The organism is Flavobacterium sp. GSA192, from assembly GCF_006386525.1.
In the GTDB taxonomy this organism is placed as follows: Bacteria; Bacteroidota; Bacteroidia; order Flavobacteriales; family Flavobacteriaceae; genus Flavobacterium; species Flavobacterium commune.
This window is the reverse complement of sequence record NZ_VAHC01000007.1, coordinates 239,832-253,870: the sequence shown is the minus strand read 5'-3', so window position 1 is coordinate 253,870 and position 14,039 is coordinate 239,832. Positions and strand designations below refer to the sequence as shown.

Below are 14,039 nucleotides of genomic sequence, written 5' to 3'. Positions count from 1 at the left end.
TAATTAATATGAAAACACATTTTATAGCTATTGGCGGAAGTGCCATGCACAATCTGGCATTAGCATTACACAACAAAGGATATCAGGTTACAGGAAGTGACGATGCTATCTTTGAACCTTCGAAATCACGTTTAGAGAAAAAAGGAATTTTACCCGCTGAATTAGGTTGGTTTCCTGAAAAAATCACTGCTGATATTGATGCTGTTATTTTAGGAATGCATGCCAAAGCCGATAATCCTGAATTGTTGAAAGCTCAGGAATTGGGATTGAAAATCTACTCGTATCCTGAGTTTTTATACGAACAATCTAAGAATAAAACCCGTGTAGTTATTGGTGGTTCGCATGGAAAAACTACTATTACTTCAATGATTTTGCATGTCATGCATTACCACGATATTGAAGTGGATTATATGGTGGGTGCACAATTAGAAGGTTTTGATACGATGGTGCATCTTACCGAAGAAAATGATTTCATGGTTTTGGAAGGTGATGAATATTTGTCTTCGCCAATTGACAGACGACCAAAATTTCATTTGTACCAACCTAATATCGCTCTGATTTCAGGAATTGCCTGGGATCATATCAATGTGTTTCCAACGTATGAAAATTATGTGGAACAGTTTGAAATTTTTATTGATAAAATTACCAATGGCGGAATTTTAGTTTACAACGAAAATGATCCCGAAGTTAAACGAGTAGCAGAAGCAGCTACAAATCCAATTCGAAAAATACCTTATTCTACACCAAATTACAGAGTAGAAAACGGAACAACTTTATTAGAAACTCCGGAAGGTGATATGCCAATAGAGGTATTTGGAGCACACAATTTGAATAATTTGGCTGGAGCCAAATGGATTTGTCAAAATATGGGTGTGGATGAAGCCGATTTTTATGAAGCGATTGCGAGTTTTAAAGGAGCTTCGAAGCGTTTGGAAAAAATTGCTGAAAGCAAAACAAAAGTAGCTTACAAAGATTTTGCACATTCTCCATCTAAGGTTTCTGCAACTACAAAAGCCGTAAAGGAACAGTATCCGGATAGAACCGTCGTGGCTTGTTTAGAGCTGCATACTTACAGCAGTTTGAACGCCGAGTTCTTGAAAGAATACGAAGGGGCTTTAGCTAATGCCGATACAGCGGTTGTGTTTTATTCTCCCGATGCGGTAAAAATTAAGCAATTGGAAGAAGTAACTTATGAGCAAATTGCCAAAGCATTCAATCGTGAAGATTTGATTATTTATACTAATCCTGCTGAGTTTAAAGAATATCTTTTCAATTTAAAACTGGATAATTCTGCTTTATTATTGATGAGTTCTGGAAATTATGGTGGATTGAATTTTGATGAAGTAAAAGGTTTGATTGAATAAAAACTAACTTCAAAGTTTGTCTTTCCATAGGAATCTCAATTTAGAGGAGTTACGAGTTTGTGTTTAAAAGATTTAGTACTATATTTACTATATGTGAGTTGTTGTAAACTGAATCTTTTGCTATGGAAAACAATCATTTCCCTATTACCAATTGGTCTGAAGACGATAAGCCTAGAGAGAAATTGATGCTCAAAGGCAAAAGTGCTTTAAGTGATGCCGAGTTAATTGCTATTTTAATTGGTTCTGGAAGCAGGAACGAATCTGCGGTTGATTTAAGCAAAAGGATTTTGTCCAAAGTAGCTAATAATTTGAATAGCCTTGGCAAATTGTCTATGGCGCAATTGATGGAATTTAAGGGTATAGGTGAGGCAAAGGCGATTTCGATAATTGCCGCCATGGAACTGGGAAGACGAAGAAGAGTAGAGGAAGCTGTTGAATTAACTAAGGTTACTTCGAGTAAGACTGTTTTTGAAATCATGCAACCCATTATTGGCGAATTGCCACATGAGGAATTTTGGATTTTGTATCTGAATAATTCCAATAAGGTGATTTCGAAAGCACAAATTAGCGTAGGCGGTATTACAGGAACAATTGTAGATGTGCGTTTGGTTTTTAAAATGGCACTCGAAAAAGGCGCAACTGCTTTGATATTGTGTCATAATCATCCATCAGGGGCTTTAGTTGCAAGTGATGCCGATAAACAAATTACTAAGAAATTAAAACAAGCAGGAGATAGTCTAGATGTTAAAGTTTTGGATCATTTGATTGTGACTGAGACAAAATATTTTAGCTTTGTGGATGAAGGGATTTTTTAAAAAGTAAAAATGAGAATTGATAATATAAAAGATGTGTTTTTTGATTTGGATCATACCCTCTGGGATTTTGATAAAAATTCGAAAATAACCTTTGAGACTATTTTTGCTCAAAGTCATCCTGAAGTAAACATCGATTCATTTATATCTCATTATATTCCTATCAATCAAGAGTGTTGGAAATTGTATCAGTATGATAAAATCACACATCAGCAGTTGCGATACGATCGATTGAAATTATCCTTTGATGCGATTGGTTATGAGATTTCAGATGCCGAAATTGATGTTATTTCGCAAGAGTACATCGATTTGTTGACTGAGAACAATCATCTTTTTGAAGGGACTTTTGAAATTTTGGAATATCTGAACAAAAAGTACAAGTTGCACGTCATTACCAATGGTTTTGCTCATGTACAAGTTAAGAAGCTTACAAATGCTAATTTAAACACTTATTTTTCGACTGTTACCAATTCGGAAATGGCTGGAGTTAAAAAACCGAATCCTATTATTTTTGAATATGCTTTGGATTTGGCAAGAGCCAAAAAAGAAACCAGTATCATGATTGGCGATTCCATTGAAGCGGATGTTTTAGGAGCTTTAGAAGCGGGAATTGATGCTATTTATTTTAACGAAAGTAAACAACTTGTAGATAATAATATTAAACAAATCAATCATTTATTAGAACTTAAAAATTACCTGTAAATTATTTTTTATTGATAGTAATCTTTGAAGCAACTAATTGAATAAGACACAATCTATATACTATAAACTAACAACAATCAAAATTAACTTAATATGAAAAAACAATTCTTATTGCTTTTATTACTGGTTTCCAGCTTTGGATTTGCACAATCTTTAAACGATTATAAAACGGTAGTTGTACCTTTAAAATACGAATTTTTAAAATCAGAAAATCAATATCGTTTGGCAACTTTATCTAAGTTTAATTTGAATAAAGTGGGTTTTGATGTGTATTATTCGAACCAGGTTGTTCCAAATGACATTAACAGATGTGCTGTGTTGAATTATGATATAGTAAAAGAAAATGCCTTTTTAACAACAAAATTATACATTACATTTAAAGATTGCTATGGCAAAATTGTCTATCAATCAGAAGTAGGTATGAGTAGAGAAAAAGAATTTCAATTAGCTTATACGGATGCTTTAAATAAGGCTTTTACTTCGGTTTATGAACTAGAATACCAGTACAATGGCGGAACAAATGTTGCTGTAGAAGCAAAACCGGCAAGACAGGAAAAAGTAGAGAAGATTGAAAAAGTAGAGAAAGTGGAAACAGTAGCACAATCGGTAGCAGCTGTTGTTATTGATCCAAACGAATTGCTTTTTGCACAGCCACTTGCAGGAGGAAATTACCAGCTTATTGACAGCAAACCAAGTGTGGTGATTAAACTTTATAAAACCTCTGATGCTAATTCTTTCTTAGCTCAAAAAGGAAATCAGCAAGGTGTTTTGATTAAAAAAGAAAACCAATGGTTTTTTGAATATTATCAAAATGATCAATTAGTTTCCGAAAAGATAAACGTTAAGTTTTAGTTCAGATTTCAGTCCCGATAGCTATCGGGTTCAGATTTCAGATTAAGAATGTTAATCATCTAGTCTGAAATCTGTTTTTTTACTTCTAACCTCTGACTTCTAATTTCTAACTTTCTTAATAGCCGTATTTGTCTTTCCAGCGGTTTTTAAGAAATTCCCGGGTTGTTTTTTCCCTGGAATTATCACCGGGAACATATATAGGAGTGTTTTTAATTTCTTCGGGTAAATATTCCTGCTCTGCAAAATTATTAGCATATTCGTGCGAATATTTATATTCTTCGCCATATCCCAGTTCTTTCATTAATTTAGTTGGTGCGTTTCGCAAATGGATTGGAACAGATAAATCTCCGGTTTGTTTCACTATTTGTTGTGCGCTATTTATTGCCATATAGGAAGCATTGCTTTTAGGTGAGGTAGCCAAATAAATAGCGCATTGGCTCAGTAAAATACGGCTTTCGGGATAGCCAATAGTCGTAACCGCCTGAAATGTATTATTGGCCATAATTAAGGCTGTTGGGTTGGCATTTCCGATGTCTTCACTGGCTGAAATCAGCAATCTTCGGGCAATAAATTTTACATCTTCGCCGCCTTCAATCATACGGGCTAACCAATAAACAGCACCGTTGGGATCGCTTCCACGAATGGATTTGATAAAAGCCGAAATAATGTCATAATGTTGTTCACCACTTTTGTCATACAAAACTGTGTTTTGTTGAACCAATTCAAGAACACGATTGTTTGTGATGATAATTTCGTCTCCAGCCGAAGCATTTACGACCAATTCGAAAATATTTAATAGTTTGCGTCCATCTCCGCCTGAAAGTCGCAACAAAGCTTCGGTTTCTTTTAATCGGATGTTTTTGGTTTTTAAATAAACATCCGTTTTCATTGCACGTTCCAATAGGGATTCCAAATCAGCTTTGGTAAAGGCATTTAAGACATAAACCTGACAGCGCGAAAGCAAAGCGGGAATGACCTCAAAACTGGGGTTTTCGGTTGTGGCACCAACTAGTGTAATCCAACCTTTTTCTACTGCAGCCAGTAGAGAATCCTGCTGTGATTTGCTAAAACGATGAATCTCATCAATAAATAAAATTGGGTTTTTGGCAGTGAAAAGTCCGCCACTTTGTTTGGCTTTTTCTATTACATCACGAATGTCTTTTACTCCCGAATTGATGGCGCTTAAGATAAAAAACGGACGTTGAGATTCCTGTGCAATAATTTGTGCCAAGGTAGTTTTCCCCGTTCCCGGTGGTCCCCAAAATATTAATGACGGAATAATTCCTTTGGAAATTTGCTGTGTCAAAGAACCATTTGGCCCAACCAAATGGGATTGACTGATGTATTCGTCCAGTTTTTGCGGGCGTATGCGTTCTGCTAGTGGTGCTTCCATGCCGTAAAATTACTATTTTTATTTGAAGCTATTCCAGTTCTCCACTATATCTTTTATCTCGTTTGGTTAACGAGATAAAAGGATGCCGCTTCGATCTGGGCTAAAATACGTGCGTGTTAAGTGGTCTAATTTCTTTTTGAAATAAAATAAATTAATTCCTGACAAAATAGCATTATCTTGACTTTGGTTACATAATTGATTGAATTTTTCAAAAAGAAACAAATGGATAAACATTTCAAATTTACAAACGCGGTTGTGGGACTCCCACTTTTTTTTGTGTTGACGCTGTGGTTTGTGTATTGGCTCCAAATTCGTTTTGATTTTGACTTTGTAGAAAAAGGAATTTATCCGCGGACTTTCTCAGGATTGCAAGGCATTATTTTTAGCCCGTTTATCCATTCCGATTTGAATCATCTTTACAATAACTCCATTCCGCTTTTGGTTTTACTGGCAGCTTTGCAGTTTTTTTATTCAAAATTGTCTATTAAAGTCATTGGTTACGGTATTTTGTTTTCGGGTGTTTTAACCTGGTTAATTGGGAGAGAAAGTTATCATATTGGCGCCAGCGGATTGATTTATGTGTTGTTTGCTTTTATCTTTTTTAAAGGAATAATGACACAATATTATCGTTTGGTGGCTTTGTCTTTAGCAGTAATTATGATGTATGGTGGAATGATTTGGTACATTTTTCCTGAGGTGGATAATAGTATTTCCTGGGAAGGGCATTTGGCAGGATTGATTACAGGTTTTGTTTTAGCTGTTTTGTATCAAACGCCTGAGTTTAAAAAAGTGCCTAAATACGAATGGGAAATGCCTGATTATAATCCGTCTGAGGACAAGTTTATGCAGCGATTTGATGAAAATGGTAATTTTGTAAATCCTCCAAGAGAAGAAGTGGAGGAATTGGATGGTTTTCAGAATTACTATATTTCCAATCAGGAAGTGAATTATGAAATTGTCCCAAAAGAAAAAGACGAATCAAAACCTGAGTCTTAATTCGCCTTTTTTATATTATTTAAATCTATCCCGATAGCTCCCGATATTTATCGGGACGGGACTGAATTCTAAAATTTTTAACTTCTCTGTCTTACCACTTCGTATAAAAATGCACCACAGGCTACAGATACGTTCAAAGAACCAATCGTTCCAAACATAGGTAGTTTAGCTTTTTCGTCAACAATTTTTAATACTGATGGATTTACTCCACGATCTTCAGAACCCATGATGATAGCTACTGGTTCGTTCATGTTAACATTATAAATAGTATCGTCTGTTTTTTCAGTAGCGGCAACGGTTTTGATTCCGCTTCCTTGCAAAAGGAAAATAGCATCTTTAATGTGTTCTACTTTACAAATAGGAATATTGAAAACTGCACCAGCCGATGTTTTAACCGTGTCCCCGTTTACTGGAGCTGAACCTGATTTTTGGATGATTATTCCGTTTACTCCGGTACATTCGGCAGTTCTGATAATAGCACCAAAATTACGGGCATCAGATATTTGATCCAATATCAAAAATAATGGTTTCTTTCCATTTTCGATTACTGTTTCTATTAAAGTTTCTAAATCAAAAAAAGAAATAGGGGAGATAGAAGCAACAGCACCCTGATGGTTGTTAGGAGTCAGTTTGTTTAGTTTTTCAACAGGAACATAAGAGAAATTTACATTAGCGCGTTTCATGACTTTCATCAAGTCTTTCATCAATTCGCCAGAGGCTTCTTTTTGAATATATACTTTGTCTATTGTTGTTCCAGCCTGAATAGCTTCAATAATGGCTCTAATTCCGAATATTTGATGTTCTTTTTCCATGGCGCAAATATATAAAAAAAATCCATCCCGTTTTAGGATGGATTTTTTTATATAAATAGCTTGTTTTATAGGGTCAAATTAGGCCAATTAGTGTTGTCGGTTCTGGTTAAAGTGGTGTCTCCAAATTCTCCAAATGAGGTTTCCCAATGAAAAGTTAATTTGTTTCCGTTTACAACTAGATTGGACATAGTGAAAGTGTCGCCATATTGATTTGATCCTTGAAATGAAATTTGGTTACAAATGTCTTTTAGTTCCACACCAATTGCAGTCTCGTCATATAAGGCAGTGTAACCGCCAAAGGTTCCGTCAGAAATTATATAAACTCCCCCTCCTTGATCTTCAAATGTAACAGTTCCAGTAAAAACGTCAGATGTAAAATAAGAACCATCTCCTATATTAGTGGTGCTGTAGTTGTATGTGCCAGCTAAATAAGATGGACAAGAAACATTGTACGTTTGGAATACTTTGTACAAATTTGAAGTAGCAATGTTTGAGCTAAAATTATTAGTCCCATCATCATTTATTATTTTTAAAACAGTGCCATCTTTCAAAGTTATGTCAGCTGAAATGATTAATTGGTCTCCTGTGGCAAAATCTTCAGAACTGTTTAGATTTTCAAAGGCATCATATAAATCGTTGCGATTAAGATTAAATGAAACAGGAAAAGAAGTGATATTTGAAGCTAGAGTTGCTTTAATTATTGTTCCGTCAGATTTAATGTATAGACCAATTATATCCATTGAAGAAATTTTACCAATGGCTAAATCAACAGAGAAACCTAAATTGATTTCCTGATTATTTTGTACAGCAACTAGATCAATAAAACTATCAGTGTTTTCTAATTTTTGGATATTAGGCAGCGCTCCTTTTTGTGTGCTTATTTTAGAATCTCCTCCGTCGTTTTCACAACATGGGAGTAAAAATAATAAGCAGAGTATCGTGATTATGTGTTGAATTTTTTTCATGACTCTTTATTTTGATTAGTTTTCCCAAAAGATTTTGTAATTCCCGGGTGTTTTTTGAGCCGGAGCATTTTTGTTTACGTTTAATTCGCTCTGTGGCCAAAATAATGAACGTGGATAGGCTGTATTGAGTACCGTTTCGGAGTCAATTAATGGAAAATTATCTTCATTGTTTAACTGGTATTCACCTGATGTTGAGTTAGGATTTGCTAAAACAGGAAATCCGGTTCTTCGGTAATCCGTGTATTGATCCATTGGGTCTCCAAAAGTGGCTACCCATTTTTGAGTCATGATAATTTCAAGCTTTTTATTATCGTTTCCACTGTTGAATTCGGTAATTATATTGTCTATGAAATCTTCCACTTCTGTACTTCCTACTAATTTAGGTACAACTTGTGTGGTTCCGCTATTAACTACTACTTGATCCACTTTTGCAAAACTGGCTTCCATTGCTTCCTGTAGTTTTGTAGCTACGTTTCCGTTTAGTAAATCAGCTTGAATTAATTCGGCTTGAATGTATAAAAATTCATCGTAGGTTAATATTCTGTGAGGTGCTACACCTGTTGCAGTTGTTGCATCCATAGTTTCTCCTTCTCCATCATCATATCTTCCTCCGCATGGGAAAATTCCAGGGTAAGTATTTGAATTTTCTGCGCTAAAATCTCTCCAGGGACCCTGGCTACCAAAACGGATACTGAAAAAACCAGTATTAGCATCCCAATAATCCGCTTTTGGATCGCCTGTATCCTCGTCTGCTAATTCAGGTAATTCTCCGGCTTCAAGTTGGTTATAGAAATAATACTTAATTCGGGGGTCAGGATTTTCATGGTGAATATTTGGATTCATTCCCATAAGTATTTCATAGAACCATGGACTCATGTAGGTGCCAAATTGAGAGCTATTGTATGATTCCAGAAATAATTTGTTTCTTTCGTCTGTAGGTGATATGTTTTTAGTGTGTTTAAATTCAAAATCATCATCAATAGACTTGAAGAAGTTGTTTTCGGCAATTAAAGCATCAAGACCATCTTGATCAAAGTTTGTTGTTAAGCGGGTTTGATTGTATAGTTTTAATTTAAAAGTATTAGCAAAACGTACCCACTTTTCAGTATCTCCACCATAGAATAAATCATCCGCTTTTGGTTTAGAACCTTGGTTGCTTTTTAAATTTGTTTTAGCGGTTTCGATTAGTTCAAATACAGCGGCGTAGATTTCTTCCTGATTATCAAATTTAGGAGCTATAATGCCGTTTTTGAGTTGATTGGCTTCTGAAAAAGGAACGTCTCCCCATAGGTCTACTGCAACCGACATTAAATAAGCTTTTTGCATTTGTGCAATTCCTACATAGATTAAATCTTCTGATTCTTGAGCTTGTGAAATAAGAGTTTCGATATTTGTAAGGGTCAGGTAAAGATTTTGCCAGTCATTTTGAACTCCGGTATTGTTTACTTTGGCTCCATATTGATCTTGTTCCTCCCTTGCGGTCATTTGATGGGTGTAAACTTGCAAAACATTACCTGATTGATCTAAAAAGTTGGTGGTTTTGTTTAAATCTACTTGTGTTCCTGTAAGTAAGAAGCTTAAAGGAGCCGTTGTTGGATTGTCTTTGTCAGTGTTAACATCCATATAGTCATTACAACTTAAAAAGAGTATCGAACTCAATAACACCACAAATTTTGAGGTATTTTTTCTTGATTTTATTAGCAGTTTCATGATGTTCTTTTTAGAAGGTTAAGTTCAATTTTAATCCTAGTCTTTTGGCTGTTGGGGCTGATGTTACTTCAACTCCTTGTAATCTGTTAGATCCAAAACTAGTTACTTCAGGGTCAAAATTTGTATGTTTTGGTACGTTTGGAGCAAAATACCAAAGGTTGCTACCTAATATACTTAAGCTTGCTTTGTCTAAAAATGATTTTTTTAATAATTGAGAAGGAAAATCGTAGGTTAGACTAATTTCTCTTAATCTAAATACGGTTCCGTCATATACTGTTGCTTCATCAACACTGTTGATTGCAAATGTATTTCCGTTTGTTCCGGGAGAGAAATACAAATCATTCATTGTGATTTGAGTCGTATTAGGAATTTTTTGATCGTTGCTGTCTAGCATTGGAGTTCCGTCAGTGTTTCCTAAATACCCTGGAATGATATAAGTGTGTTCTCTGTCTTCTGTGTCTCTGGTAACTCCTCTTCCTAATAGGCTTTCTATGGTTGTTGAATGAATGTCGCCACCTTGTTTCCAGTCAAATTGAGTTCTTAAACTTATATTTTTATACTTGAAGGTATTGATAAAACTCATTTTGAAATCGGCATTTGGATCCCCAATAATACCTGTTTCAGTAGCTGCAAGAATACCTCCGCTTGATGGATCAATTAGATAATTTCCTTCGTTGTCTCTTGCAAATTTTGTTCCGTAAAAAGTACCAAAAGCTTCTCCCTGAATGATGTAGCCTACTTGATCAATATCTATTGGGCTTCTGTCCAGACCTTCGGCAATTTTAGTTACCTTGTTTTTGTTTTTGGTAAAAGTTGAGAAAAGAGTCCATTTGAAATCCTGTGATTTAATCGGGACTAGAGTAAGGCCTACTTCGATTCCTTTGTTTTCCATTTCTCCTACATTGGTGTTGTAAGATAAAAATCCACTAGAAACAGGAACGCTAACTTCGGTAATTAAGTCAGTTGTGCGTTTTTTGTATAAACTGAAATCCAGAGCAATGCGTCTGTTAAAGAATTCTAAATCAGCACCAATCTCATATTCCTGAGTGAATTCAGGTTTTATTTGTTGATCAGATAAATAATCATTGTTTCCAATAACCGGATTTTCATTGTAAGCATCTCCAATTAATAAGGTTGAGTTTAAAAATTCGGCAGCAGCATCATTACCTACTTTAGCATAGCCTCCACGAAGTTTAGCAAATGTCAGTACTTTGCTGTCTAGTTTTAGGGCGTCTGTTACAATAAGCGAACCACTAACAGACGGATAAAAGTAAGAATTGTTGTTAGCAGGCAGAGTAGAAGAAAAATCATTACGTCCTGTAGCGTTTATAAAGAAGTAATCTTTATAAGAGAAAGTAAGGTCGGCAAATATCCCGGCATTCCTTTTTATGTCTCCCTCATCATAAAGGCTGGAGATGTTTTTAGTGTTTCGCATATTAAATATGTCAGGAACGATAAATTCTTTTCCTAAATAACTGGTTCTGCTTGTTTTTGTTTGCAGAATGTTGTTTCCAAGTATGGCTGTTAGTCCAATGTCTTTGGATAATTGATAGTTGAAATTAATTAACAGGGTAGATTCGATATCTTCATTGTTAAAGTTTTCTGTTTTTAAAACACCAATTCCACCGTAAGCGAGAGAACCTTTGTCTCTAATTTCCTGACGATTTAAGTCGTATTTATTGTAACCCATACGGTAAGAAGCAGAGATGTGTTCGTTAAATTTGTAATTCATATTAACGCCAGCTACTGTTCTGGTGGTATTGGTGGTGATTTTGTCGTGTTTCCATGACCACAGAGGATGATCAAATTGATTGCCGTTTGGGGTTACTGATTTTCCTGTTGCAGGATTTTCGAAAGGTAGGTTTAAATCCCAGTTTCTGGCTATGAATAGTGTTCTTGCGAATGATGGAGCAACTGCTTCGTCAACAAAAGAATCGTCTCCAAAAAATCCTCCAATTTGTTTAGTGTCAGAAAAGCTCATGTTTCCACCAATGGTAAATTTGTCTGAAAGATTGAAATTTCCACCAATTGAAATAGAAGTTCTGTCGTAAGTATTGTAAGGGATGTATCCGTCCTGGTTTAAGTTGGAAATAGTAGTATTGAAACTGCCATCTTGCCCAGTGTAGTTAAAGCCTAGGGTGTTGTCTGCTACTAGACCTGTGCGAAACAAATCTTTTACGTTGTTTGGTTTGGCAACATAAGGAACGGTAGATCCTAATTCCGGAGCTACTTCAGCAACGGTTGCCCATGTTGGAATGGTGCCGTCATCATTTAAGTTGTAAACGACTCCTGCTTTTCCAAAAGCAGGTCCCCAAGAGCCATTAGAAGTTTCACTGTATTTAAAATTAGCGCCTGCTCCGTATTTGTTTTGGTAATCGGGAAGGTTAGCAATGTTTTCAAAATAAATACCAGAGCCAAAAGTTACGGTTGATTTATTTGTTTTTGCTGACTTAGCAGATCCTGACTTAGTGGTGATAACAATAACACCGTTTACAGCTCTCGAACCGTATAGCGCCGATGCCGCTGCACTTTTAAGAATATTTATGGATGCAATGTCGTTTGGATCCAAGGTAGATAATGCTGATTCGTATGCTCCGCCTCCTGTAGATTGGTTGGATGTGGTAACAGAGGTGTTGTTATAGGTTACACCATCAACAACGATAAGAGGTTGGGTGTTTCCAGTAAAGGTATTGACGCCTCTTATTGTAATTTGGTTGGCCGCTCCTGCTACTCCGCTGGAAATATTTACATTAACTCCCGCTACTTTGCCTGAGAGCGAACGTATTAAATCAGGTTCGGAGTTTTCGGTGATTTCTTCTGTTTTTATAGAGCTTACCGAGTAGCCTAAGTCTTTAGGATTTCTTTTTATTCCAAAAGCAGTAATGACAACTCCTTCAAGTTCAATAGAGTCGTCTAGGAGTTTTACTGAAATGCTTGTTGAATTAGCTGGTATTTCTTGGGTTTTCATACCAATGTAGCTAAAAACTAGAGTTTGTGTCGGAGCAACTTTGATGTTGAATTTACCGTCAAAATCAGACTGTGTACTGGATTGTGTTCCTTTGACTAAGATGCTTACACCAGGTAGTGGTATTCCGGTGTTGTCTGAAACGGTTCCAGTTACAAGTCTTTCCTGTGAATAAGAAAGCTGTGTTATTATTGCTGTAAATAGCAATAATATTACTTTGAGTTTTGGTTTCATTTTTGATAATTTGGGTTCTTATTAGCAAAAATCTTAAATTATTGTTAAATATCCTAATATTTATGCTTCTTTTTGTCTTGAAAAAGAAGTTTGTTGTGGTTTTGGGGTGGGTGTTTGTTTGTTGAAAAACGCAAAGAAGATAATCTGGTTGAAAATTAATGAATTAACATTTGTAGAGTAAAAAATAATTTATACATTTGCAACCCCGTAAAAAGCGGGATTTATATTTACATAATAATTTTTAGTATTAATTATGCCAACAATTCAACAATTAGTAAGAACAGGAAGAACTCAGATAACTAAGAAGAGTAAATCGGTTGCTTTAGATTCTTGCCCTCAACGAAGAGGAGTTTGTACGCGTGTTTACACTACTACACCAAAAAAACCAAACTCAGCGATGCGTAAAGTAGCGCGTGTACGTTTGACTAATGGTAATGAAGTGAATGCTTACATCCCTGGTGAAGGTCACAATCTACAAGAGCACTCGATAGTATTAGTTAGGGGTGGAAGGGTAAAAGATTTACCAGGAGTTAGATATCACATCGTTCGTGGTGCGCTTGATACATCAGGTGTTGCTGGAAGAACGCAAAGAAGATCTAAGTATGGTGCTAAACGCCCAAAAGAAGCAAAAAAGTAATTTAAAACGTTAAGAGTTAGAGGTTAGGAGTTAAGGGTTAGGGTTGAAGCGTAAGTGGAAATCTGTAACACATAACATTTAGCGGATAGCCCATAACTTTTTATTAAAAAAAAGACATGAGAAAAAGAGCGGCAAAAAAGAGACCACTTTTACCAGATCCAAGGTTTAATGACCAACTGGTAACGCGTTTTGTGAATAACTTAATGTGGGATGGTAAAAAATCTACAGCTTTTAAAGTTTTTTATGATGCAATTGATATCATTGAAACTAAAAAGCAAAATGACGAAAAAACTTCATTAGAAATCTGGAAAGATGCTTTAACAAACGTTATGCCTCACGTAGAAGTACGTAGCCGTAGAGTTGGTGGAGCTACATTCCAAATTCCAATGCAAATTCGCCCAGACAGAAAAATTTCTATGGCAATGAAATGGTTAATTCTTTATGCTAGAAGAAGAAATGAAAAGTCTATGGCTCAAAGATTAGCTTCAGAATGTTTAGCTGCGGCTAAAGAAGAAGGAGCGGCTGTTAAGAAAAGAATGGATACTCACAAAATGGCAGAAGCTAACAAAGCATTCTCTCACTTTAGATTTTAATTCG

At 35.6% G+C, this 14,039-nt stretch carries 12 protein-coding genes; 7 read left to right on the top strand and 5 right to left on the bottom strand.

The genetic code is table 11. From position 1 onward, the window contains the following. Positions 1-8 precede the first annotated feature (8 nt). From FDM27_RS15185 to FDM27_RS15170, 4 genes are all read left to right on the top strand, one after another. The gene (locus FDM27_RS15185; RefSeq protein ID WP_140487742.1) at positions 9-1,364 is read left to right on the top strand and encodes a UDP-N-acetylmuramate--L-alanine ligase; all 1,356 of its coding nucleotides are present in this window, start codon (positions 9-11) and stop codon (positions 1,362-1,364) included. A 122-nt stretch (positions 1,365-1,486) separates the two neighbouring features. Further along, positions 1,487-2,179: a RadC family protein gene (gene radC, locus FDM27_RS15180; protein WP_071183856.1), complete on the top strand. Its 693-nt coding sequence runs from the start codon at positions 1,487-1,489 to the stop codon at positions 2,177-2,179. Positions 2,180-2,188: 9 nt separating this feature from the next. Further along, positions 2,189-2,878 (top strand): YjjG family noncanonical pyrimidine nucleotidase, encoded by a 690-nt coding sequence (locus FDM27_RS15175; protein ID WP_140487740.1) that lies wholly within the window; start codon positions 2,189-2,191, stop codon positions 2,876-2,878. A gap of 93 nt (positions 2,879-2,971) precedes the next feature. Beyond that, positions 2,972-3,730 carry a hypothetical protein gene (locus tag FDM27_RS15170; protein WP_140487737.1) on the top strand — a complete coding sequence of 253 codons (759 nt, stop codon included), beginning with the start codon at positions 2,972-2,974 and terminating at the stop codon, positions 3,728-3,730. A gap of 115 nt (positions 3,731-3,845) precedes the next feature. Here FDM27_RS15170 and FDM27_RS15165 read toward each other — a convergent pair whose 3' ends face one another. After that, positions 3,846-5,123, bottom strand: coding sequence for a replication-associated recombination protein A (locus FDM27_RS15165; RefSeq protein WP_140487735.1), 1,278 nt, complete (start codon positions 5,121-5,123; stop codon positions 3,846-3,848). A 222-nt stretch (positions 5,124-5,345) separates the two neighbouring features. On the opposite strand from FDM27_RS15165, the gene FDM27_RS15160 reads away from it, so the two are divergent. Then, positions 5,346-6,119, top strand: coding sequence for a rhomboid family intramembrane serine protease (locus tag FDM27_RS15160; RefSeq protein ID WP_140487733.1), 774 nt, complete (start codon positions 5,346-5,348; stop codon positions 6,117-6,119). Between the two features lie 77 nt (positions 6,120-6,196). On the opposite strand, the gene rlmB is transcribed toward FDM27_RS15160, so the two are convergent. From rlmB to FDM27_RS15140, 4 genes are all read right to left on the bottom strand, one after another. Next, positions 6,197-6,931 carry a 23S rRNA (guanosine(2251)-2'-O)-methyltransferase RlmB gene (gene rlmB / locus FDM27_RS15155; protein ID WP_071183851.1) on the bottom strand — a complete coding sequence of 245 codons (735 nt, stop codon included), beginning with the start codon at positions 6,929-6,931 and terminating at the stop codon, positions 6,197-6,199. 65 nt (positions 6,932-6,996) lie between these two features. Continuing rightward, entirely contained in the window at positions 6,997-7,896 is a 900-nt protein-coding gene (locus FDM27_RS15150; protein ID WP_140487731.1) for a hypothetical protein, read from the bottom strand. Between the two features lie 15 nt (positions 7,897-7,911). Then, the gene (locus FDM27_RS15145) at positions 7,912-9,606 is read right to left on the bottom strand and encodes a SusD/RagB family nutrient-binding outer membrane lipoprotein (RefSeq protein ID WP_140487729.1); all 1,695 of its coding nucleotides are present in this window, start codon (positions 9,604-9,606) and stop codon (positions 7,912-7,914) included. 10 nt (positions 9,607-9,616) lie between these two features. Next, complete coding sequence (locus FDM27_RS15140) at positions 9,617-12,805, bottom strand: SusC/RagA family TonB-linked outer membrane protein (protein WP_140487727.1); 3,189 nt, start codon at positions 12,803-12,805, stop codon at positions 9,617-9,619. Positions 12,806-13,058: 253 nt separating this feature from the next. Here FDM27_RS15140 and rpsL point away from each other — a divergent pair, with 253 nt between their 5' ends. Then, positions 13,059-13,442 (top strand): 30S ribosomal protein S12, encoded by a 384-nt coding sequence (gene rpsL, locus FDM27_RS15135; protein ID WP_007136570.1) that lies wholly within the window; start codon positions 13,059-13,061, stop codon positions 13,440-13,442. Positions 13,443-13,558: 116 nt separating this feature from the next. Further along, positions 13,559-14,035, top strand: coding sequence for a 30S ribosomal protein S7 (gene rpsG / locus FDM27_RS15130; RefSeq protein WP_012022493.1), 477 nt, complete (start codon positions 13,559-13,561; stop codon positions 14,033-14,035). The last annotated feature ends 4 nt before the right edge of the window (positions 14,036-14,039 follow it).